Source organism: Streptomyces sp. x-80 (assembly GCF_046549095.1).
GTDB classification, from domain to species: domain Bacteria; phylum Actinomycetota; class Actinomycetes; order Streptomycetales; family Streptomycetaceae; genus Streptomyces; species Streptomyces celluloflavus.
In genome coordinates, this window is sequence record NZ_JAJPWM010000023.1 from 120,701 (window position 1) to 143,539 (window position 22,839).

Consider the following 22,839-nt stretch of genomic DNA (forward strand, 5'->3'; position numbering starts at 1 on the left):
TGACATGAGTTGGCGGAGGAGGGAGACCACTGACCGTGAGTGATAAGGGTGGAGAGGGCAGCGCGGGTGGAGAGAGCAGCGCGGGTGGAGAGGGCAGCGCGGGTGGAGAGAACGGCGCGGGTGACCTGGGTGGCACGAATCGTGTGAGCGGAGGGGGTGGTCTGGGTAGCCCGAGTGGTTCAGGTGACCTGGGTGGTTCAGGTGACCCGAGTGGGCTGGGCGGGCGGAGTGCCCCCAGTAATCAGAATCAGGACGGTCCGGACAGGTCGCGCGACAGCAAGAGCAGCCGCCGCAGCGACAGCGACAGCGACAGCGACAGCAAGAGCGACAACCGCAGCCACAGCCACAAAGGCAGCAGCGAAGATGGCGATGCTGCCAGCGGCAACGATGGAGGCAGAGAAGGGTCCGTCCACGGAAGCCGAAGCGGACGCGGAGTCGAAAGCGGAAGCGGAGACGCAAGTGGCCGCCGAGGCGGATCCGGGCTGGAACGTATCAATCCGCCGCATCTGGCGCCGCCGACGGGATTCAGCCACGCCGTCCGGGCCACCTCCGGCACCATGGTCTTCCTTGCCGGACAGACCGCCCTCGACGGTTCCGGCCGGGTCGTCGGACGCGGCATCGTCGAGCAGTTCGAGCGGGCGCTGACCAATCTGCTGGACGTGGCAGCGGCCTCCGGCGCGGGCCCGTCCGACCTCGCCAAGCTCACCGTCTTCGCCGTCGATGTCGCCGACTACCGCCGCCACGCCCCCGACATCGGGCGGGTCTGGAAGCGCCTGGTCGGCAGTGAGTATCCGGCCATGGCCGTCATCGGCGCCACCCGCCTGTGGGACGAGGACGCCCTGATCGAACTCGAAGGCATCGCCGTCGTCCGCCGGCGGGACGGCCAGTAGGGCCCGGTCCTGGCCGGGCCGACCGTTCACTCCCGGTGGAACGCCACCAGCGCCTCGGCATCCTGCGCCAACAGAAAAATCCCGAACTCCGTTTCCAGCAGGCCCGGTATCTCCTCCGGCGCCACCTCGCGCACCTCACGCGACCAGTCCGGGCGGGTCCGGGTGAACTCCCGGCCGATCAGCGCGCTACGCCGTTCGGGGTGCGGGCGCTGGACCACCGTCCGGCCCGTGAACGGTGAGCGCGGGTGGGTGGAGATGTAGTGGTTGAAGACGGTGTAGTCGGCGGCGAAGCGCGGCTCCGTGCCGAAGGCGTACAGGTCGAACCAGCCGTCCTCGTGGAGTGACCGCAGCACCCAAGCCCCGGTTTCCTGCTCGTATTCCAGGCCGAAGGTCCAGCCGCCCTGCCGGGCCTCGGTCCCCGCCCGCAGCGGAAGCGGTTCGAGCAGCGCCTCGCCGCCGAAGCCGACGTCGGTGATCCAGTCCGCGCCGTCCACCTCGACCTTCAGCAGCGCGTGCGTGACCGCGCGGATCTTGTCCTCGCCCATGCGGATCCTGGCGCCGAGGCCGGAGACCGCGAAGCCGAGGCTGTCGAGGGCGGCGGCGTAGAGCAGGTTCTGCTCGTAGCAGTAGCCGCCACGGCGCTGCTCGACCATCTTGGACTGGAGCGATGCCAGGTCCAGCAGGATGGGACGGCCCAGCACGATGTCGATGTTCTCGAAGCCGATCGACGCGGTGTGCCCGGCGTGCAGCTTCCGGAGATTCTCCAGGGTCGGCTCGCGGTCACCTTCGTAACCGATGCGGTCGAGGTAGGCATCGAGATCCAGTTGGTCTCCGCCCCAGACGGAAACGGAATCTGTCATGGCGCTGCTTCCTCCTGTGGGCACGCTCATCATTGGCACGCTTCTTCGCCGAAGCGCGCTTGCTCGTCGACTATGGGCATGGCCCGGTCACCAACCCTAGAAGACGCCGTACGTGCACCGCGATCGGCTCATCGGCCTACGGTCCGAGTCCGCCAGGGCCTGGGTTCCCTCCTCGGCTGGTTGTATGCCGCCGGGTCTCCTTGGGTGGGGTGGGGTGGAGTGGGACCGGGTGGGGCGGGGACATCCTGAGTGCGGGCGCGTCATGAGTGCGGGGATGGATCAGGGTGCGGGGATGGATCAGGGTGCGACGGCGTCCGGAGCACCTGGTCCATGTGTCCGGTCCGTGTGTCCGTCCGTCGCTGCCAGACGTCACCACTCGGGCCGCTGCCGCCCCACGTACCCCATCTCCCAGGCGTGTACGGCGATGCCGACCCGGTTCCGTACGCCGAGCTTGCGCTGAATGCTGGCGACGTGGGTCTTCACAGTGCCTGCCGAGATGAAGAGTTCCCGCGCGATGTCCGCGTTGGTCTTGCCCTCCCCCACCTGGCCGGCGATCTCCGTCTCGCGCTCGGTCAGCGCCTCCAGCGCCCGCGGCGCAGTGGGCCGGTCCGCAGCGGGCCGGTCCCCGGTGGAACGGCCCCCGCTACGCCTCCCAACGGAACGGGTCCCGGTGGAATGATTCCCGGCGGGCCGGCTCCCTGTGACGTGTCGGAGCAGCCGTACGGTGATCGAGGGGCTGATGAGGCTGTCCCCGGCCATCGCCGCCCGTACCGCCTCCACCAGAAGCGTGGCTCCGGAACGCTTGAGGAGAAAGCCGGCGGCACCGTAACGCAGCGCGGGATACACGTATTCGTCGAGGTCGAAGGTCGTCACGACCACGACCCGGACCCGCGTCTTCGGATGCGTACCGTCGGCGGGAATCCCCTCCGCCAGACGGCGGGTGACCTCCAGGCCGTCCATGCGCGGCATCCGGATGTCGACCAGCGCGACATCCGGGCGGAGCACCCGCGCCGCCTCCAGCGCGGCCACCCCGTCCGCGGCCTCGCCGACCACCTCGATGTCCGGCTGGTTCGCCAGAATCCGCCGAAGGCCCCGGCGCACCATCTCCTGGTCGTCCGCGACCAGCACCCGAATCGTCACGACTGCTCATCTTGTCATGCGACCTGTGAGGCGGATGTGGCGATGAGCGATGCACACCGTCCGTCGCCGTACGAGGGGGCGGCGCTCCGGCCGCAGACAGAGCCCGTACACGAGGAACCGAAGCAACCTCAGGAACTGGAGCGTCCGTTGGGGGTCCGGGTGGCACCGCATCTCCGATGGACGCGGTGGGTGCCCCAGCCGCCGCGCTTCCCGTAGCGCTGCCGGCGGGTGCCGTACCGCCGCCAGGCACCTCGTCCGGCATCTGCCGTGGCCGTGGAGGGGGCGACACCCGTAGGTGGTCAGGTATCGGAAAGGCGTTGCTCACGGACCCTCACGAACCCTCACCGACCCTCACGGACCCTCACAGAACGGATCCCGAGGCGGAAGTGGACGCGGACCCTCACCAACTACGCCCCGTCTAGACGATGATGCCGTCGACACCCCACTCCACGGCCGTCCGCGCGCTCGCGTCCTTCGCCGCGTTCCATGCGTAGATCTCCAACGGTCTGCCGTGCGGGCCGCGCAGCCGGTGCACAGACGCCGTCCAGCGTGAACTGAGGGCGGATACAGGGGGGTTTATCTGGTCGGCGAACCGCGCGCAGTGCGCCAGTTCGCCCACGTCAGGTGCCCCGAGAATTCCCGTACGCACCTGTGGCACCAGCTCGTGCACCGTTCGCACGCACCGCACACAGAAGCTCTGGACGATCAGCCGGCTGTTGATGTGTGCGCGATCCAGCCACCCCAGCTCTCGCAATTCACGGATGGCCTGTGCCTCGATTCCTGGATATTTCTCAGGGGACTTGAGCTCCAGCAACAACCGCTGGCCATTGCGGTCCACACGGCGCAGATAGTCCGCGAGCGTCGGCACCCGCTCGCCCGCGAAGCGTTTCCCGAACCAGCTGCCGGCGTCCAGCCGCGCGATCTCGGCGGCCGTGAAGTCGCCGACCCGCCACGGCGCCCGTCCGGGGAACACCTTCGCCGCGTCGGTCGTCCGCCTCAGCGTCGCGTCATGCATCACCACCAATTGCCCGTCCTTGGTGCGCTGTACATCGTTCTCGACCCAGAGGAATCCGTGGTGGTGCGCCGCGTCCACCGCGGCGAGCGTGTTCTCCGGCGCGTAACGGGAGGCCCCGCGATGCGCTATCACCACTGGCGCACCCCCCGCCCCCGTGCCCCGCCGTGCCCCCGCTCCCGCTCCCGGCACGAGCGCCGACGCGGACGACCACACCGACGACGGCACCGCCGCCGCGATCAGGAAGGCGACCCCGGCGGCGGCCGTCCGCGCAGATCTCCGCAGCATGCGGGAGCCTCCCGTTCCTTCACCCGCAGGCGACGGCGCCCGCGTCAGGCATGCCCCGCTAGCCCATCCCTCCGGGAATACGGCTCTCCATCCAACATGCCCCGAACCCTCCGGACCCGCCACGCGAACACCCCCGGACCGCCCCGTACGGCTCCGCCACGCCCCCCGTTTCCCCAGGTCAGAGGCGTGAGGCCGAGATTTCGGGGTCCCGTTCGCACAGGGCCACCTTCGCGAGGCGAAGCCGGGCCCCGGGCAGCCCGCCACCACCGGCGACGGCCACATCAACCATCTGCTCTCTCCCTGGACGCGCGTGACATGGGGCGGCGGCCCAGCCGTCGGGCCGGCCGAGGGGGGACCTGTCGAGGACGCCGGGATAGCAGTCGGGACCGAGACCGGAACCCATGGCCTTGACGTCCGGTACCGGCGCGCGGAGCTTCACGGTGGAGATCTCCTGGGTGACCACCGACACGCCGTAACTCCGGCGCGCGCTCACACCCGTCCGACGCGGGATGCGTACAGCGCGGGATGCGTCCAATGCGGGATGCGTCCGGCGATGCTTTCGATCGGCGCCGTGCAGCCGGACGCCACGTTGACCGTCGTGCGGTTGATGCCGGTGACCGGCAAGGCATCGAGGACGGTGAGGACATCGGCGACGCCGATCAGGTCGCGGCACGCGCCGGGCCGTCGACGACGGGCCGGGGGAACGCCACATCCTCACGGCCGTGATCCCGCGGAACGAGGGGGCGGCGATGGCCGGTCTGCGGCGGTTCGTTGCTGGCCAACTGCCCACATACGCGGCCCCGTTGTGGTGGGCCGTGGTGGCGGGGTCCCCGGTGACGGCGATCGGAAAGGCCGATGTCGCGGCGTTGCGGGAACTCGCCACGGCAACGGCTCAGGACCGAGGGAAGGCGGACCGGATGGGCTCGTATGTGATGGTGCGGGGAGTACGGAACGCACTACGAGGCGCGGGGTGAGGGTAAGGGCGAGCCGTTGCTGCTGCTCCACGGCGGCGGTGTCACGGCGGACAGCTGGCCGGCCCAGATAGCCGCGCTCGCGGAGCACTACCAGGTGTTCGTTCCAGAGCGGCGCGGCCACGGCCGCACCCAGGACGTGGCGGGGCCCATCTCCTACCCGGTCATGGCGGACGACACCGCCGCGTTCATCGAGGAGCTCGGCCTCGGCCCGGTCCGGGTGGTGGGCTGGAGCGACGGCGGCATCGTCGCCATGCATCTCGCGCTGCGCCGTCTCGGCCTCGTCACCAAACTGGCACTGTTCGGGTCCGGTACCTCCGAGGGCTTCACCGACCACACGGCGAACCTGATGGACGGCGGCGAGGAGAGCCGCCAGGCGCTCACCGCCATGTTCCTCGGTCCGTACGAGGTGCTCTCCCCTGACGGACCGGAGCACTTCCGGGTGGTCCGCGGTGGTCCTGGAGAAACTGATGGCCATGTGGCGCGGCGGCCCACAGTGTGGCGCGACGGCCCACAGTTCGAGCTGGAGTCCCTGCGGAAGATCACCGTGCCGGTGCTGATCATGCAGGGCGACCGGGACGGCGTGCAGCCGGAGCACAGCGCCGCGATGAAGCGCACGTTCCCCGACCGCCCAGCTCGCCGTCCTGCCCGGCACCTCGCACGCCGTACCGATCGAGAGGCCGGAACTCGTCAACCGGATGCTGCTGGCCTTCCTCAGCGATGAGCAGGTGACCCGGATCTTCGCCCTGAGCTGACCTGGTCTGGTCTGGTCTGGTCTGGTCTGGTCTGGTCTGGTCTGGTCTGGTCAAGGGTGCCGGGCGACCGGCCAGCACTGGCACTGGCACTGGCACTGGCACTGGCACTGGCACTGATACAACGAGGCCGCCGCTCCCCGTGGGGTGGCAGCGGCCTCGTCGTGTGTGCGGCCGGACAGCGACCGGTCTGCCGGGAACCGGTTACCAGGGCTCCCCCTCTCAAGCCCCGCGCGCCACGATCCGTGGGGAGATCCGGAGCCGACAAACCGGCACGGACCACGTCCACGAGGGTGAGCCTCCCCGCACCGGGCCGCACGGCGGAGCCGCGCCGCCTCGACGGGCACTGCCGAGGCGGCGCCGGAGCTGCGTGATGCGGACCCTGGCCGCGGTGGGCGGGTCGCCGCCACGACGTCACGCCCACCGAACGCGAGACACCGATCGCCCTCCACTCCGCCCTCCTTCGAGCTCCCTACCGAGGTCGGCTTCCTCCCGGCCGCCGGCCAAGCCGAGCACTCCGTCGACGCCGATCGTCTCCGGGAAACTCTGGAGCAGACCAACCACTACCTGGGCCGCGCCCCGGATTTGGTCTTCCGCCACCATCCGGAACGCTCCCTGACCAGTCCCTCGTCAGCCGCCCAAGACAGACTGAGTACGGCGTGCGCCGCCATGGAGAGCGCGAGAGCAGAGGGGCTCCGCGGTGGCTGGGGCATCTCCTCGCGACGGCCTGTCGGCCGTACAGGTCACATTCGGCGTGGCCTACTGGCTACCGCGGTGGGGAAGGGGCGCCGTCGGGGTGGGGTTTGCGGCCGCGGGCCTCGGCGAGAGCCGCACCCTGCACCACACCCCAGAAAAGCAAAAGCCCCAGGTCACGGCGAGTGAGTCCTGAGGCTTCTACAGAGCCGCCTTCGGGATTCGAACCCGAGACCTACGCATTACGAGGGGGTGCAAGATCGTGACGGTGGGTGCTGTTATCTGACGCGGCATCCCGTTTCCCCAGGTCAGGGACGCGCCGCCGCGATTCCTCTGACGCCCAGTCCGTCGTGTGCCGCACCATCCGCTCACGCAATGCTCACGCAACGCCAGCCCGAGCCTCAGCGCTTCCGCAGGTCCCTGTGGGGCTCGAGGAGGGTGCTGCCTCCCGCCCACTTCGTACCGCACACGTGGCAGATCACGTACCACTCGTCGCCAGGTGCGCTTTCGTCCATGTGCCCATGCTGCCCCGTTCCAGGGCACTCATCGGCGACCTCTTGTTGGCTCATTGCCTCTCCTCTGTACCTTGTTGATCACGCCGCGCCTTCGGCGGCGACGGCGGTAGAGCGGATCGAGTGAATGACGGACACCATGACATCCACCTCAGCCTCGGGGAAGATCGCTTCGGGACCGGTCGGAGCGAGGGCAGTGAAGGGCGACTCATACAGCGCGTCGACGTCTATCGTGCCGTTGCGCGCCAGGTAGTCGATCAGCTCGTTGACAAACCGGAGTTGGTGGGCTGTGAGCGTCTTGCCCTGTTGGAAGGTATCGAAGGCTAGGGCCGCCGCCTCCCGCTCCAAACCTGTCAGCGACCGCAGGAACAAGCCGAGGCCGCCCTTGGCATCCTTGATGTAGTCGATGTCTGCCGTGGTCCCGAGGCCGGCCTCAACGAAGATCTTCTCCAGCTCCGACAGATCCAGGGCGGTGATCTGCTTGTTGCGGCGGATCTTCTGGACGGCGAGTTGGTCCTGGTGCGTGTTGAGGTAAATCCGGATCTTCTGCTCGAAGCGGGTGAGGTCCGTACCGATCTCCATGCCGCTGAGCGTGGCAGCGGTCAGTTCGCCGAGCTCGTCCTCGAAGTCGGTGTAAACGATGCCGCGCTTGGACTTCTCGATCAGCCGGACGAGCCCGCGCAATCGACGACGCATCGTCTCCAGCAGGGGCAACGTCACGTCCTGCCACCACTCATCGCCTGCGACTTCGTCGAGCAGGACTTGCTGGGCCTTGATCGCAGGAATGACCTTCTGATTGAGCAGGGTCGACGCGATCTCCTGGACCTGGTCCCGTAGACGAGTGAATCCCGGGTCTCCATTAGCAATGGCGAGCTGGAGACGGAGCGCGAGCAGGTCGAATCGCTTGGCCTCCTCCCCGGTGTCGTCCTTGTCACGGAAGGCAGTCGGGAGCCCGGCCAGATGATCGATGACCTGGCCGTGCGCGTCGGGCGTGAACGCAAGCCAGGCGTCAAAGTCGGCGAAGGCTTCCACCTGCTCGCGATGCGGGCGGACCAAGAAGTTGTCTGGGTTCATCGCCGTGACCTCGTCGTGCAGCCGTGTGGCGAGGTCCCACCGCAGACCGGACTCGCTGGCCGTGCCATCGGTCTCAGGGCGAACGGCAGCCTCCGCGGCCGCCCCTTGGCGGGGGTCAGATGCCCCGTCGAGGGCGAGGAGCAGGTCGGCGCGACGCTCGAAGATCCGCTGACTCAGCGAGGGAGCGACCTTGCCTTCGGCTCGCATCAGGTTCTGGTTGAAGAACTCGATGTTCCGACACAGGTCGAAGACCAGGAAGCCGTCCTTGCTGCGGTTCGGGCCGAACAGGTCGGGCGCGAGGCGGGTGCCGCGGCCGATCATCTGCCAGAACTTGGTCTTGGAGCGCACCAGCTTGAAGAAGACGAGGTTAACGACTTCGGGGACGTCGATGCCGGTGTCCAGCATGTCCACGGAGATGGCGATCTGGGGAAGCTCCGCCGCATCGGAGAACTTGTCAATCAGGCTCTGGGCGTACTCCTTGCGGTAGGTGATTACCTGCGCGAAGGCGCCCTTGAGGTGCGGGTAGTTCTTGTCGAACCGCTCGGCGATGAACTCCGCGTGGTGGTTGTTGGCGGCGAAGATGATGGTTTTGCCGAGCTTGTCGCGGCCGTCGACCTTCAGTCCGTGCGTCATGAGGGTCTGCAGGACCTTGTCGACGGTGTCGGCGTTGAAAAGATACTTGTTCAATTCCTCCGTGGTGATCTCGTCAGGGATGTCACCGTCCTCGCTCCACTCGGTCTCGTCCCACTTCTCCTTGTCCTCAGGGGACAGGTCGTCGTACTTGATGCCGCCCCGCTGGAACTTCGTCGGGACATCGACAGCACGCGGCGCCACCAGGTAGCCCTCGGCCACTGCCTCGTCCAGGCTGTAGACGTCGGTAGGCACACCGTCTTCGAGCTCAAAGCGCCGATAGGTGTTCCGGTCGACCTCGTCCTTGGGAGTCGCTGTGAGGCCGACAAGGAGCGCGTCGAAGTAGTCGAAGATCGCGCCGTATCGCTGATAGATCGAGCGATGTGCCTCGTCGATGACGATCAGATCGAAGAAGCCGGGACCGAAGGGCCGGCGGCCCTCGGCGTCGGTCTGGTCGATCAGATTCATCATGGTCGGGTAGGTGGAGACGAACACCCGTGCGTTGGGGTCCTTTTCCTCCAGTAGGTTGACCACCGGGGCACCGGGAAGGTGCTTCTTAAACTCGTTGGTGGCCTGCTTGACCAGGGCCTTGCGGTCGGCGAGGAAGAGAATGCGCTTGGCCCAGTTGGCGCGCATCATCAGGTCGCTGAGTGCGATCACGGTGCGGGTCTTGCCGGAGCCCGTCGCCATCACGAGCAGGGCGTGGCGCAGAGAGTCCTTTTCGAAGGAGTCGGCGATCCGCCGGATCGCGCGGGACTGGTAGTGGCGGCCGGCGATCTGCTCGTTGATCGGCAATTTGGCGAGGTTGCGACGACTGGCCCGGCGTTGGACCAGAAGGCGCAGCTCGTCCTTGGTGTAGAAGCCCTGGACCTCGCGGGGCGGGTAGTTGAGGTCGTCGAACAGGTAGGTGCGATAGCCGTTGGTGTAGAAGATCACCGGCCGCTGCTTGAACTTCGCTTCCAGGGCATTGGCGTAGAGGGTCGCCTGGTACTTGCCCTGCTGCGGGTCACGGGTGGGCTTCTTGGCCTCGACGACTGCCAGGGGTTTGCCGTCGTCGTCCCACAGGACGTAGTCGACCTTTCCTTTACCGGAGGGTGCAGCCGAGGGAGGCAACCCGGTGACCAGGTATTCACGGTCTCTCGGCTGGTCCAGCGCCCAGCCGGCCTCCTTGAGAAGGAGGTCGATGATGAGGCTACGGGTCTCGGCCTCGTTGTAGTCGTGGGTGTCCGACTGTGCCTCGTTCGCGGCCTTGGCCGCCTTGATCTGTGCGCGCAGCTGGGCTATCTCGGCGTCGAGGTCCTGGTTCTTCTTCCGCTCGGCTGCCAGGGAGGCATCCTGCTCGGCGTACTTCTCGGCCTGTGCTTTCAACTCGGCCTGTTTGGCGATCCGCACCTCGGCCGGAACCGGCCGAGGTATCAGCGCCGTGTCGAACGCGAGCGTGGAAGCGGGCAGTTGAGCCTGATCGCGAGTGTAGGTGCGGGCCATCCAGTACAGGACATGGAACAGCTCAGCCACCGTGCGCACCGCATCCTTCGAAGCGACGGGGGTCTTGCGATGCACGGCAACGTTGCCCTGCCGCCGAATCACATCCATCTTCGCCCGGATCGCAGGGCCAGCCGCCTTTAGCAGCGTCGGCTCGGCAAGCAGCGCCGCCAGATCGTCGTGGTACGGCAGCTTGAGGGTGTCATCCACCTCGAACAGCCACGTCACCGCGAGCTCCAGCACCCGCCGCGCGTAGAACGCGGACGCCCGCGGATCCGCGTACGCCAGTCGCTCGGCACGGATGGCTTCGCTGTGCAGCTCCGACCACTCGGCCTGGAGGAACCCGAAGTTACTCACGGTGGTGCAACCTTTCGCTAGTGCGGGGCAGAGGCGAAGCGGGCTGTACAGCGACGATCAGGTGGCAGGCACGGGGCCTTCGGCCCGCACCTTGCGCTCGAAAGCGCGGTGCTGCAGCGAGGCAAAAAGAGCGTCTAGCTCGGCAAGGTGAGCTGAGGCCGTGGCCCTTAGCTTGCCTACCACACCGATCCTGCTAGCGAATTCTTCAACCAAATCTGTCCCGGGGTTCGGGATAGAGAGTCCCCGAAGTGTCGCAAGGTTGATATTCTTTTGAGCTGACTCGGGAGCCATTCTTTCCAAATTCTCCTGCAGAAACGACAGCCACGTCTGCACATACTCGACGGTCGCGGCGTCCGACGTGAATCCAACCACGCTATCCGGGAAACAAGCATCGAATTGAAGGATCCCAGTCTTGGCGATATTTGCCGCAATGGTGATGCACAGCGTCCCCGAAGGCCACAAGCGACTCTGAGCGAGCCCCATGTCAGAATACGTACTTTCGTACGCACGGATATATCCTTGCGATCTAGCTACGTCGCCTGTCTGAATCAGAGGATAGATTCCGCCAAGAAGCTTTGGGTCATTGCGTGGCCTATGCTTCGATACTCCACGGTCGAGAGTACCCAGATCGGTGAGCCGTGCCAGCGGCAAACCCATAGGGTTGCTCACCGGATCGCCGAACATGTCAACAAAGACAGACTGGGTAAGACCATCGAGAAGGGCGATAGTTTCACAGCGCTTAGCACGCAGCGCATCCACGTGATTCAGCCACCGCACGATTTTGCGTTGCCGTCGCGGATCATCCGGCACAACAACTGGAAGTTCAAGGAAGACATCTTTCGGCAGGGAGCGACGTCGTGCAGTCGTCCCTCGAAGCTTCGCAGCATAATATGCGAGCGCCTTCGGTGATTTGAGAAATCGCTCCAGATACTCGCGGTCGATGCGTTCTGGATCCGAGATATCCCAGATGTCGTAGGCCGGGCTCACGATTGCTTCATCGTACTTTACCTGAAAGGAGAGCACCCCCTCATCGATCGGGAACCCGACCACGAGCTGGCCGCGTCCCACGATCTTGTACGTAGAAGTATCCTGACTAGCAACCCTCTTTTTGAATTTGTCACCCTGGTCAACAAGCCCACGGTGCATGGTCATAGAGAGAATGGGAAATTCCCGGGAGCCAGCACGACGCAGTGCAGCTGGTTTGATGAGACTACCAAGGGGGAGAACAGAGTTGATCATCCCAGCATCCCCTTCAGCTCACTCAGCCCTTGCTGGATTTCAGCCTCGATCCGCGCCAGCTCGTCCATGATTTCCTCTGGCTTCCGGTGCTCTACCTCCCTGTGGACAACTTCCTTGTACCGGTTAAGACTCAAGTCGTACCCCTGGGCGGCAATGTCAGCCTTGGAGACGCAGAAGCTCTGCTCAGTTCGCTTTCGCTTCTGCTCACTGCCGTTGCGGCGCTTCCAACGAGCCAGCAGATCTGGCAGGTTGTTCATCGCGTGCTCAGCCTCGCTCAACGCACCATCGCCGACCAGCGGGCCCAGTTTGCCCTCTGCCAGCAACGGCGCGCGCTTGTCATCCAAGCTCCAACCGTCCGCCGAGACCTCGTAAAACCAGACGTTATCCGTGCCACCGCTGTTGGTCTTGGTGAAGAACAGGATGGCCGTGGACACTCCGGCGTAAGGCTTGAACACGCCACCGGGAAGTTTCACCACTGCGTCCAGTTTGTGACCCTCGACGAGCAGCTTCCGCAGATCCTTGTGCGCCTTGCTCGGCCCGAACAGCACCCCGTCGGGGACGACGACCGCAGCCCGGCCGCCAGGCTTGAGCAGGCGCAGGAACAGGGCGAGGAACAGCAGCTCAGTCTTCTTGGTCTTCACGACCTTCTGGAGGTCGGCCGCCGTCGCGACATAGTCGAGGCTTCCAGCGAAGGGCGGGTTGGCGAGGATGAGGGAGTACCGGTCAGCCTCACCCGCCGCGCTCTGGGCAAGCGAGTCGCGGTAGCGAATGTCGGGGTTCTCCACCGAGTGCAGCAGCATGTTCATGCTGCCGATGCGAAGCATGGTGCTGTCGAAGTCGAACCCATGGAACATGCTCTCGTTGAAGTGCTGCCGCTGGGTCGGCTCGAGGAGCGCCTCACGGTGGGTGCGCTCGACGTACTCGGCGGAGGCCACCAGAAAGCCAGCCGTGCCGCACGCCGGATCGCAGATCTCGTCGCCCGGTTGCGGGGCCGTCATCTCCACCATCAGCTGGATGATGTGCCGCGGCGTGCGGAACTGCCCGTTCTGCCCAGATGTGGCGATCTTGCTGAGCATGTATTCGTACAGGTCGCCCTTGGTGTCCTTGTCACCCATGTCGATGTCGTTCAGCATGTCGACAGCCTTGGCGAGCAGGTTCGAGGTCGTGATGGTGAAGCGCGCGTCCCTCATGTGGTGCGCGTATGTAGAGTCGTCGCCCCCCAATGTACGCAGCCAGGGGAAGACGCCATCGCGCACCCGGGTGAGCATGTTCTCGGGGGACTCGTTGATGAACACCGACCAGCGCAAGACCTGGGCATCGTCCGCGTAGATCGGGTTCTCGACCGGCCGCCCTGTGCGGTTGGCCTTGTTCTCCTTGGCCTGCTCCAGGATGTCCAGGCGCCGGATGAACATCAGGTAGGTGATCTGTTCGATGACCTCCAGCGGGTTGGAGATCCCACCAGACCAGAACGCATCCCACAATCGGTCGATCTTGCTCTTCAGCTCACCAGTAATCACGCAGAGGAGGTTAGCGGAGCCCGCCGACAATTGCGGCGGGATGATCCAAGTACGCCCTGGTCCCAAGATCGCGACGGGTGACGCCAGACGGCTACGCCGAGTCCCGTTCTACCTGGTCGTTGGGGCGCTGACATCTGTCCAGTACAGCGCCTGCCCTGTCCGGCCACGCGTGGAGGGGCATCCTGACCAGCTAGGCGCAGAGCCACCGGGTGCAGCCCGCTCAGCAGTACTCGGCGAAGCTCTGGCCGTCTCAGTTGCCGAGCACCGCTTCGACAGCGGACGCCGGGGCGGCGCAGCGAAACCCGGTGTCGTCGTCGAGCATCTCCGCCGAGGCGTCGTTGAACACGGCGGGGGCGGCCCGCGCGAAGGGGCTGGTCCAGGCGCCGGCCTTCAGTTCGTAGCGGCCGGGCTCCGAGCGGGTGGAGCACCACTCCCAGGTGTTGCCGCAGAGGTCGTAGATCCCGTAGGGCGAGACGCCGCTGTGGTATCGGCTCACCGGCGTCGTCGAGCCGATACCGCTTTCACGCGAGTTGCACTTGGCTGGCGTGCGGTTGTTGCCCCAGGGATAGGTGTCACCGCGCACGCCGCGGGCGGCTTTCTCCCACTGTTGCGCGCTCGGTAGCTCCTTGCCCGCCCAGGTCGCGTAGGCCGTGGCATCGTGCCAGGTGACGAAGACGACGGGGTGGTCGAGGATGCTGTCCGGGCACCTTTCGCGGTGCCAGTGTTGGGGCGCCGGGTGGCCGGTGGCGGCCACGAAGCGCGCGTAGTCGTTGTTGGTGACCGGGAAGACGTCGACGTAGAAGGGCGGAAGCCAGACCGGCTCGTTCCTCTCACCACGTAGGAAGGTGCCGGCCTTGACCAGGGCCATCATCTTGCCGTCGTGAGGGTGACGGACCTGGTGCTGCTCGGGCTGCGGCCCGGGGGGCGGGGTTTCCACGGCGGGCAGCACCGTGCCCAGGGAGCGGGCGAGGCTGGCGAACCGTTCGTGGACGTCCGGGGCCGAGGTAGCGAGGAGTGTGTCCAGGGCGGCCTGGTTCACCTGCCGGAGACGGATCGTGTCCTTACGAGCTTCCCATTTGGACACCATGCGGTCGCTGACGCCGAGGCGCGTAGCGAACTCCTCGGTACTCATGCGGGTTGCCTCACGTAAGGCTCGGACTTCCAGCCCGGACCACCGCTCAACTGTCGCCACTCCAGGACTCCTTGTTGCTCATCGGTCCTGGCCAGCCTAGCCACTGGGCTCAGCTGCGAGGGCTGTTACAACAAGTCGCCCCCGATCTCCATGTACTCCTTGCGCAGCGTGTCGATGATCGCGTGGGATTCAGGTAGCTCGATACTGTCGACCGCCTTGATGGCGCGGACGCCGATCGCCGCGTTGGTGGCGAAGGCGGCGCCCATGTTGGGCAAGTCAGCCAGCCGGACCGACCGCGTGTTGTGGTCGTGTGTTCCCTTCAGGAGCTCCATCGTCACGCCAGCGAGGCAGTTGGCATCAGGCCAGATCACACGGCTTCCGTCGAAGAAGCCGATGTTCCAGGTGCCGCCTTCCGAGATGACTCCGTCCTGATCTACGAAGAGGGCGTCGTCGAATCCGCCCAGCTGTGCCTGGCGCCGTTGGTAAAGGCTGGCGAAGAGACCGACGCTCTTAACGCTCGGCACTTCGCGGACATACCACTCAGATTGCACCCTGAGCGGCGGGAGCGGGAGAGCGCCTGCCGGCCGGGAGGTCACCAGCACATGCGGGTCGTTGGCTGTACTTGGGTGGCCGAGGTCGAGGTGCGGGTCGAAGATCGTGACGCGAATCACGGTGGATCCGGTGGCGGGAGCTGCACGGCGGGCCAGCTCACGGACACGCTCTAGGTCGAGGTCGGCGTCGAACAGCATTCGGCAGTCACGCCGAAGCCGGTTCATGTGCAGGGACAGACCACGTACGCGCCCGTCGTCGACCCGCATGGACGTGAAGTGGCCGTAGTTGGTCAGCGCCAGGGTCTGAAGCTGAGCCAGCTCGACCGGTTCTCCATTGAGTTCTGCCATGCGGCCAGCGTGCCACCCGGATCGTGCCCTTCGGCGGTGAACGGCCTGGTAGGGCCCCTAAGTTCGGTGAAAGTTCGGTCCCGGGGCGGTGGGAGGGCGTTCCGGCGGTACCGCACTTGCCAGCAGGCTTGTGATGCAAGCACGGACGGCTGGAGATGCCGTCCGCGCAACGCAGACGGAGATGCCGGCGACAGGAGGTGGTCTGTGCTCGACGCTGACGCGACGATGCGAGAGATCGAGCTCCGGCACGGTCCGTTCGGCCGGGCGACCATCAGGCCGTACTCCAAAACGTGGCGGGCAGTCGACAACAGCTCTCTGCTCAAGGTCTACACGGGGATCGATCCCGAGGGCCGCCGGAAGCGTGAGGCGGAGACGATCCAGCGAGCCGCTCGGTGGGGCCTCTCCGTTCCGCCGCTCCTGGCCACCGGTAGTTCCGAGGTTGGATCTTGGACGGTGTTCCGCATGTTGCCGGGTGTACCTTGCGGGATGCGTTCAGGCCGGGCGATAGAGGAGTATATCGGTCACGTCCTCGGGCTGACCCGCCGACTCCACCGCCCTACGGCCGGTCTCACACCTGGTACCGGCTGGACCGGTGGACGAAGTCGCCCTGTGCTCCAGCACCACTTCTTGCTCGACCAACTCTCTCCACGCTGCCGGCTTCGGCCGTGGTGGGCAGCGCTGTCCGAAGCCCTCCAGTTGCTCGATTCGCAGCCTGTCGTCCACCTCCACGGTAATCTCAAGCCCGAGCACCTCTTGGTCGACAACGGCAAGCTGCACGTAGTGGACTGGGAGGCCAGTGCCCGAGGCCCCGCCGTCGTCGATTACACAGACGTGGCGTTCCACCTCGTGCGTGACCTGCTGTACGAGGGCGTTCCGCCCGGCCGGGTCCCGGTTGGCCTCATGGCCCGGCTGCCGTTCAGCGGGCCGGCTCTGGCCTGGCGCTTGCTGCTGTGGCTCGATCGCCGTCGCCCCCAGGACATCGACCTCATCACCGTCCGCGAGATCCGCGACCTCACTGCCGAGGAACAGGCTTCAGCCGCCTGCGCGTCGCTGACTCGGGCCGTCTCGCTCCTCCGCTCCACCGGCGTTCCTCGCTGAATCTGCGCTCACCGCTCGTCCAGGCGTACTGACGCCTGCGCTCATCCCTATTCGGTCCATGAACGGGAGTTCGTGATGCCTCGTACGACCACGATCACCGACAACACCCACCTTGTCATCGACACCGGCATGGCGAAGCCGGACTCGACGACTCTCGTCGAACGGAAGGGCCTCGGCCACCCGGATACATTGGCCGATCACCTCGCCGAGCGCCTGTCCCGTGCCTACAGCCACCACACCGTCGCGCGCTTCGGCGCCGTACTGCACCACAACTTCGACAAGCTCGCCCTCCTCGGCGGGGCCAGCGAAGTCCGGTACGGCGCCGGCAGGATGACGGCCCCGGTCCGCGTCCTGGTCAACGGGCGAGCCGCACCCATGTGCGGAGGCGAAAAGATCCCGGTCGAGGAGATCGTCGAAGCCGAGGTCAGGGCGTTCTTCGCCGAGCGGCTCCCCGAGGTATCGGACCACCTCGACATCGCGTTCAACATCACCAGCAACTCCAGCCCCGGTGCGGTCCTCACGGACGACGGTGTGCCGGACCGGACACGCTGGTTCAATCCGCGCTCCATCGACGACCTCCGGGAGCGGCGAGTACGGCTCTCGAACGACACCTCACTCGGAACCGGCTGGGCTCCGGAGAACCCCTTCGAGGCTTTCGTCCGCGAGATGGTGAACCACTTCTCTGGCGAGAGCGAGTTCACCCTCGCCCACGCCTGGTGCGGGGCGGACGTCAAGCTCATGGGTTACTGGGATGGAGACCAGGCCGACGTCGTCCTGTGCGTCCCGCAGAAATCGCGCCATGTCGCCAGCCGGACCGAGTACCTCCGCAACACGGAGGCCATCCTGGCCGAGTGCCATCGGCTGGCCGGCCTCCGGCTGCCCGGGGCGCAGGCGCGTTTCCGGCTCAACGCTCGCGATGTGCCCGAAAAGGACGAGCTGTACCTGACTTACACCGGAAGCTCGATCGAGTCGGGAGACGAGGGCGTCGTCGGCCGCGGCAACCGGGTCAACGGGCTGATCACGCCACTGCGACCGATGAACCTGGAGGGAGCCAGCGGCAAGAACCCCGTCTACCACGTGGGCAAGCTCTACAACATCGCCGCTCAGCGCCTGGCCCACCGCCTGCACGAGACCACCAACGGGCATGCGGAAGTGCACATGGTCAGCACCACCGGCCAGCGCCTCGATCAGCCGTGGCGCATCCTGGTCCGCCTCTCGTCCGCAGACGCCGAGATCGACAAGGTGCAGGCCCTGGTCACGGAGACGCTGGGCGAGTTCCCGGTGCTGACCGACGAGTTGGTCTCCGACGGGATCGTGCTGAGCTGATGGCCAAGCGGACGCTCGGAGAGATCCCCACAGGGTGCCGACAGCGATTACTCACCCACTATGGGCCTGACGCCCAGCCGTGGCTGGATGACGCCCCGAAACTGCTGGAGCAGGCAGCGGAACGCTGGAAGCTCTCGCTCGGGGACTATCACGACGCCGGACACGCCTCGGTGATCGCGACGGCGACAGGTCTCGACGGGCGTCCGCTGTTGCTCAAGGCGTGGACGGATCCCTCCCGCTACCGCCATGAGGTCGACACGTTGCGGCTGTGGGCCGGCGGACCGACCGCAGACGTCGTGGAGGCCGCGGACGATCTGGCGGTCGCCGCGCTGGAACTCGTCGGGAGACGGGCCGGCGGGGCGGATCGGCCAGCCCACGAGCTGCAGGTGGTGGCGGCGGCCCTCCGCGGGCTGCACACCTCTGGGCAGCGCAGACCCCGAACGGACTGTCTTCCACGCCTCGCTGAGCACCTCATGCTCGAAGTCCGGCCCCGGATCGACCGGCGAGCGCGGGGGCTGAGCCTTGGAGGCTTGCGGACTCTCATCGAAGTCGAGCTCTCCGCCTTCGACGCCCTGAAGGAAGACCCCGGCAGAGCGACGGTCCTGCACGCTGACCTGTACCGGGAAAACGTGCTCTTCGACTGGCGAGGGCACCCTCGACTGATCGATCCGCTTCCCATGGTGGGCGACCCGGCGTTCGACTGGGCCTTCTGGACCGTCTACTACGACCTCGGACGTGGCACCGCCGAACGGCTGGCCACAGCCTCACGCGTTTCCCGGATCCCTGTCCCGGAGCTGGCCCCGTGGTGCCGTCTGCTGGCCGTCGACGGCCTTCTCTTCTACACAGAAACCGGCGACCCCCGAGTGCCCCGGATCACAGAGGTGCTCACCAACCTCTTGGCATCGACTTCACGGAGCGGATCATGACCACGTACGTCCTCCGCCACGGCCAGACGGACTACAGCATGCGGTACCTGGTCAACGGCGACCCGACCAAGGACATACCTCTCAATGAGGAAGGTCGGCGATCACTGGGCCGCGCGTGGCGCAGCCTCCCCCTTCATTCCGTCGCCACTTGGCTGACCAGCGAATTTCCACGGGCCCGCCAGACCACCTCGCTGCTGATGGGTGTGCCGTCCGCCAAGCTCGTGGTGGACGCCCGGCTGAACGAACTCGACTACGGAGGATTCGAGGGCTGCCCCTTCCTCCAATACGCCGCTTGGCTCGACGCCCACGGTCCCGGCCTGCGACCGCCCGGCGCCGGCGAGTCCCAGCGGGAGGGCATCCACAGGATGCTCACGGGCGTGCTCGCCGCCCTGGAACACCGTGGCCCTCGCGTCCTTGTCAGCCATGGACTGCTCGTATCCGTCCTCCGCTGGTACCGAGACCGCACCACCAGCGACACCATGCCGCTGTTCTTCTCAGAAGCCCCGTACATCGAGCCGGTCGCCATTCCCGATGACGAGCTGCCCGTCCTGGTCACATCACTCTTGGACGATCTTGAATCGGGCAGCTGCCGCGAGATCACCGGCTGCGGTGACGCACCGAAATTGCGAATCAGCGAGGGGTTGGCGGTTGCTACCGTCGATTCGGTACCTCCAACCCACCCGCTGGATAAAAAGGATCTTCCTCATGCATGATGCCCGCGCCCTGATTGACATGGGTGCCGAAGCGGTTCGTCGGCTCGCTCGTCGCGGTTACCCCCTGGACCTGCACCGGCTGGAAGACCTGCAGTCTCGGCGCAACCAGAACATCCGCTCGGCCGACGAGCTGCGGGCTGAGTCCAAGCGCGTGGCGAGCGAGGTCCAGCAGACGGCGAAGCAGGGCGGCGACATCTCCAAGCTCAAGGAGCGCGCCCGTGAGCTGAAGGACCAGATCCGAGACATCGAGGCCGCGCAGGAGCAGGTCCAGGAGGAGCTCCGTGAGCTGCTGCTGACCATCCCCAATCTCCCCGATGACACAGCCCCGGACGGCGACTCCGAGGAGTTCGCGGTCGAGATCCGGCGCGTCGGCACCCCGCCGGCCTTCCCCTTCTCGCCGAAGGACCACGTCGACCTTGGCGAGGCCATCGGCATCCTCGACTTCGCCCGCGCCACGAAGCTGTCGGGGCCCCGCTTCGCCGTCACTCGTGGTGCCGGCGCCGCCCTGGAGCGCGCCCTCGCCACCCTCTTTCTCGACATCCAGACCCGTCGCCATGGGTACGTCGAGCACGCTGTGCCCTACCTGGTCACCCGTAAGACGATGACCGGAACCGGACAACTGCCCAAGTTCGAGGAGGACTTGTTCAAGACCGGCGTCGCTGACCGTGACCTGTTCCTGATCCCGACGGCCGAGGTACCGCTCACCAACCTCTACGCCGACGAAATCATCCCGCCGGCTGACCTGCCTCTGGCCCTCACCGCACACACCCCGTGCTTCCGCTCCGAGGCCGGCTCGTACGGGCGGGACACCCGGGGGCTGATCCGCCAGCACCAGTTCTCCAAGGTCGAGATCGTCAGGATCGTTGACCCGGAGACCGCGGACGCCGAGCTGGAGAACATGGTCGGCCACGCCGAGGCGTGCCTGAAGGAGCTGGGCCTGGCGTACCGCGTCGTCAAGCTGGCCGCCGGCGACACCGGCTTCTCCGCTCAGCTCACCTACGACCTCGAAGTCTGGATCCCGAGTCAGAACACCTACCGCGAGATCTCCTCGGTCTCGAACTTCGGCACCTTCCAGGCCCGCCGCGCGAACATCCGCACCCGTGGCGGAGACGGCAAGCCCAAGCTCGTCGCCACCCTCAACGGCTCCGGCCTCCCCATCGGCCGCACCCTGGCCGCGCTCCTCGAACAGTGCCAGCAGCAGGACGGCTCGATCGTCCTTCCCGAATCGCTCTTCCCGTACCTCAGCTTCCGCCGGATCACGGCGGACGGAACACCGGAGGCATAAGTGCTCGTCGGCGTCTGCGACTTCCCTGGAAGCTACGCCTTTCCACCTGCCGGATACGGCGGGATCGAACGATGGCTGTGGGCGGTCGCCGTAGGCGCCCGAGCCGCAGGCGCCGACGTACACCTCCTCGGGCCGGGCTGGCTCACGGACCTGGAACACGACTGGGTCCGTAAGCCGGTTCGTCTGGAGGACGTCAGCCCCGGTTCGCTCGCCGAGCAGGAGCTCCGCAGTACCGGATACGACCTCCTCGTTGTCGGGCACGAATACCCCTCACTGCCTGCCTGGACCCGCACCTGGGACAAGCTCGACTGCGACGTCGCCACTTTCCAGCACTCGCCCGTTTTCCAGCACGCGGACACAGCTTTTGACGGTAAGCGCTCCCGGCTCTACTGCTACTCGCCCGAAATGATCGAGCGATACGCAAGCCACCAGCCGATCCCTGAACTGGCCGTCCATCTCGGCCTCAACGAAGAGGAACCGCCCTCCGCCGACGGAGAGGACCTCGTGTGGCTCGGCCGAATCGACGCCGAGAAGGCCCCGCACCTAGCCGTGCGTGCCGCCCAGATCCTCGGCCGCCGTATACGGATCGTCGGCCCGGTCTTCGACGATGACTACGTACGCAGCCACGACCGACTGTTCCGCGCGGACCACGTCGAATGGGTCGGCGAACTGGGCGGTCCGGCCAAGACCGTCGCCATCCGCGACGCATCAGCCTTCATCTACACCTACGCCCGAACCTATGTGGAAGCCGGAGCCGCGGTGTTCGGTGAGTCCCTCCGCGCCGGTACGCCCATGGCCGCCCTCACCTGGCGCGAGGGGACCTGCGCCCAGGCAGCCCTCTGCGACCGGACAGGTGCGATCGCAGTGGCGTGTCCCGACGAGGACGACGAGGTCGCGGCCCTTCGATTGGCCAACGCAATCCAGCAGGCCGAGGTCCTGGACCACCGGCAGGTCCAGGAGATAGGTCAGCACCGCTTCGACCCCGCCCGGCACTTCAACGCCATGGCGTCCCGGCCGTGCTGAGCTTAACCAGCAGCCGGACCGGCGATGCGCTGGCCTCCCGAATACCTGCTGTACTCCGCACAGCGTTAGGCCGCCATTGGGAGTTCACCGCCAACGGCCCACTCATCGAAATCCGGCACCCACGCAGAGGCAGCCCGTACAAGCCACCCCGCCGGCCATCCACATGGCAGGAGCTACTGGACAAGCTGGAAACCGGCTTCGCGGACACTGGCACCCGACGCGATTCCTGCCTCCCGCTCCGTTGCGGCAGAGAGACCGAACTGACCATCTCCGCAGTCCAGGCCCTCGACCCGCTGCTCAAGGACGGCAAACCCGGCACATATAGGAGCGGCTACCTCCCTCAGCCGGTCGTCCGCTTCACCGGTGAGCGCGACGTCAGCGGCCTCTTGAAGGACGGATACCTGACCTCCTTCGTCAACATCTCCCGAGTCCAGCCCATAGAACACCTGGATGAGTACGGGGCCCTCCTCGACGGCTGGCTGACCGTCCTTTCTCAACTTGGCTTCCATACACGGCACCTGGACATCTACGGCACTCTCAGCCCGTGGCGCCGACGACAGGTCGAAGGCATCACGCTCCGTTTTCGCCATCTGGAACTGACTCTCGGCGACATCGTCCTCCTCTGGAACACCGACCGCCCAGACCGTCTGGCGGTAGACCTTGGAACCGGGCTGGAACGCCTGGCCTGGGCCCGCACCCAGCAGCACTGGCCCGACCTGATCTACGGGCGCTTCGCTCAGAAGGCGCCGCCGGCGACGCTGGATGCCGTCCGCACCGCCACGCTCCTCCTCGGCCACGGGATCGCTCCGGCGGCCAGAGGGGCAGGAGGAATCACAAGGCGGGTCATAGGCTCCATAGACCCGGACGCTGTGCGCCTCGGGGTCAGCGCCCTGGTCCGACACGCGTACGCCTACTGGTCGTTGTTCGGCACCCTGCCCGCTCCGTGGCCAGAGGTCGCTCGCGCTATCGAGGACGAGGCTCGTCTGTAGGCACCGGCATCCGGTCGCTTGTTGCGGCTGC

The 22,839-nt window shown here is 66.4% G+C and carries 21 protein-coding genes; 10 read left to right on the top strand and 11 right to left on the bottom strand.

Annotated elements, in window-relative coordinates; genetic code table 11:
• Positions 1–247: 247 nt before the first annotated feature.
• The gene (locus ACLJWH_RS34990) at positions 248–385 is read right to left on the bottom strand and encodes a hypothetical protein (RefSeq protein ID WP_411145855.1); all 138 of its coding nucleotides are present in this window, start codon (positions 383–385) and stop codon (positions 248–250) included.
• Between the two features lie 97 nt (positions 386–482).
• On the opposite strand from ACLJWH_RS34990, the gene ACLJWH_RS34995 reads away from it, so the two are divergent.
• Positions 483–890, top strand: a complete 408-nt coding sequence (locus tag ACLJWH_RS34995; protein ID WP_411145853.1) for a RidA family protein — start codon at positions 483–485, stop codon at positions 888–890.
• Between the two features lie 26 nt (positions 891–916).
• Here the strand turns inward: ACLJWH_RS34995 and ACLJWH_RS35000 are convergent, their stop codons facing one another.
• The 5 genes from ACLJWH_RS35000 to ACLJWH_RS35020 all read right to left on the bottom strand — a co-directional run bounded on the left by ACLJWH_RS35000 (position 917) and on the right by ACLJWH_RS35020 (position 4,814).
• On the bottom strand, positions 917–1,750 hold the full coding sequence (locus ACLJWH_RS35000) for an arylamine N-acetyltransferase family protein (RefSeq protein ID WP_411145817.1): 834 nt from the start codon (positions 1,748–1,750) through the stop codon (positions 917–919).
• Positions 1,751–2,119: 369 nt separating this feature from the next.
• A complete protein-coding gene (locus tag ACLJWH_RS35005; protein WP_411145818.1) occupies positions 2,120–2,890 on the bottom strand; it encodes a response regulator in 771 nt (256 codons plus the stop codon).
• Between the two features lie 418 nt (positions 2,891–3,308).
• Positions 3,309–4,190, bottom strand: coding sequence for a glycerophosphodiester phosphodiesterase (locus ACLJWH_RS35010; protein WP_411145819.1), 882 nt, complete (start codon positions 4,188–4,190; stop codon positions 3,309–3,311).
• A 178-nt stretch (positions 4,191–4,368) separates the two neighbouring features.
• Positions 4,369–4,659, bottom strand: coding sequence for a hypothetical protein (locus ACLJWH_RS35015; RefSeq protein ID WP_411145820.1), 291 nt, complete (start codon positions 4,657–4,659; stop codon positions 4,369–4,371).
• A gap of 20 nt (positions 4,660–4,679) precedes the next feature.
• Positions 4,680–4,814, bottom strand: coding sequence for a hypothetical protein (locus ACLJWH_RS35020; RefSeq protein WP_411145821.1), 135 nt, complete (start codon positions 4,812–4,814; stop codon positions 4,680–4,682).
• A gap of 98 nt (positions 4,815–4,912) precedes the next feature.
• Here ACLJWH_RS35020 and ACLJWH_RS35025 point away from each other — a divergent pair, with 98 nt between their 5' ends.
• Both ACLJWH_RS35025 and ACLJWH_RS35030 read left to right on the top strand, forming a co-directional pair.
• Complete coding sequence (locus tag ACLJWH_RS35025; protein ID WP_411145822.1) at positions 4,913–5,164, top strand: hypothetical protein; 252 nt, start codon at positions 4,913–4,915, stop codon at positions 5,162–5,164.
• 16 nt (positions 5,165–5,180) lie between these two features.
• Positions 5,181–5,885 (top strand): alpha/beta fold hydrolase, encoded by a 705-nt coding sequence (locus tag ACLJWH_RS35030; RefSeq protein WP_411145823.1) that lies wholly within the window; start codon positions 5,181–5,183, stop codon positions 5,883–5,885.
• Between the two features lie 1,314 nt (positions 5,886–7,199).
• Here ACLJWH_RS35030 and ACLJWH_RS35035 read toward each other — a convergent pair.
• The 5 genes from ACLJWH_RS35035 to ACLJWH_RS35055 all read right to left on the bottom strand — a co-directional run bounded on the left by ACLJWH_RS35035 (position 7,200) and on the right by ACLJWH_RS35055 (position 15,448).
• Positions 7,200–10,661 carry a DEAD/DEAH box helicase family protein gene (locus tag ACLJWH_RS35035; RefSeq protein ID WP_411145824.1) on the bottom strand — a complete coding sequence of 1,154 codons (3,462 nt, stop codon included), beginning with the start codon at positions 10,659–10,661 and terminating at the stop codon, positions 7,200–7,202.
• Positions 10,662–10,718: 57 nt separating this feature from the next.
• Positions 10,719–11,900, bottom strand: a complete 1,182-nt coding sequence (locus ACLJWH_RS35040) for a restriction endonuclease subunit S (RefSeq protein WP_411145825.1) — start codon at positions 11,898–11,900, stop codon at positions 10,719–10,721.
• Entirely contained in the window at positions 11,897–13,417 is a 1,521-nt protein-coding gene (locus ACLJWH_RS35045; RefSeq protein ID WP_411145826.1) for an N-6 DNA methylase, read from the bottom strand. Before ACLJWH_RS35045 ends, ACLJWH_RS35040 begins: the two co-directional genes overlap by 4 nt.
• A gap of 250 nt (positions 13,418–13,667) precedes the next feature.
• Positions 13,668–14,549, bottom strand: coding sequence for an SUMF1/EgtB/PvdO family nonheme iron enzyme (locus ACLJWH_RS35050; protein WP_411145827.1), 882 nt, complete (start codon positions 14,547–14,549; stop codon positions 13,668–13,670).
• 125 nt (positions 14,550–14,674) lie between these two features.
• Entirely contained in the window at positions 14,675–15,448 is a 774-nt protein-coding gene (locus ACLJWH_RS35055) for an aminotransferase class IV family protein (RefSeq protein WP_411145828.1), read from the bottom strand.
• Positions 15,449–15,673: 225 nt separating this feature from the next.
• Here ACLJWH_RS35055 and ACLJWH_RS35060 point away from each other — a divergent pair, with 225 nt between their 5' ends.
• From ACLJWH_RS35060 to ACLJWH_RS35090, 7 genes are all read left to right on the top strand, one after another.
• Positions 15,674–16,546 carry a phosphotransferase family protein gene (locus ACLJWH_RS35060; protein ID WP_411145854.1) on the top strand — a complete coding sequence of 291 codons (873 nt, stop codon included), beginning with the start codon at positions 15,674–15,676 and terminating at the stop codon, positions 16,544–16,546.
• Between the two features lie 75 nt (positions 16,547–16,621).
• Positions 16,622–17,872 (top strand): methionine adenosyltransferase, encoded by a 1,251-nt coding sequence (locus ACLJWH_RS35065; protein ID WP_411145829.1) that lies wholly within the window; start codon positions 16,622–16,624, stop codon positions 17,870–17,872.
• Positions 17,872–18,798 (top strand): aminoglycoside phosphotransferase family protein, encoded by a 927-nt coding sequence (locus ACLJWH_RS35070; RefSeq protein WP_411145830.1) that lies wholly within the window; start codon positions 17,872–17,874, stop codon positions 18,796–18,798. The genes ACLJWH_RS35065 and ACLJWH_RS35070 overlap by 1 nt, the downstream gene beginning before the upstream one ends.
• Entirely contained in the window at positions 18,795–19,511 is a 717-nt protein-coding gene (locus ACLJWH_RS35075; protein WP_411145831.1) for a histidine phosphatase family protein, read from the top strand. The genes ACLJWH_RS35070 and ACLJWH_RS35075 overlap by 4 nt, the downstream gene beginning before the upstream one ends.
• The gene (serS, locus tag ACLJWH_RS35080; RefSeq protein ID WP_411145832.1) at positions 19,504–20,796 is read left to right on the top strand and encodes a serine--tRNA ligase; all 1,293 of its coding nucleotides are present in this window, start codon (positions 19,504–19,506) and stop codon (positions 20,794–20,796) included. The genes ACLJWH_RS35075 and serS overlap by 8 nt, the downstream gene beginning before the upstream one ends.
• Complete coding sequence (locus tag ACLJWH_RS35085; protein ID WP_411145833.1) at positions 20,797–21,819, top strand: glycosyltransferase; 1,023 nt, start codon at positions 20,797–20,799, stop codon at positions 21,817–21,819.
• On the top strand, positions 21,813–22,808 hold the full coding sequence (locus tag ACLJWH_RS35090; protein WP_411145834.1) for a hypothetical protein: 996 nt from the start codon (positions 21,813–21,815) through the stop codon (positions 22,806–22,808). Before ACLJWH_RS35085 ends, ACLJWH_RS35090 begins: the two co-directional genes overlap by 7 nt.
• The last annotated feature ends 31 nt before the right edge of the window (positions 22,809–22,839 follow it).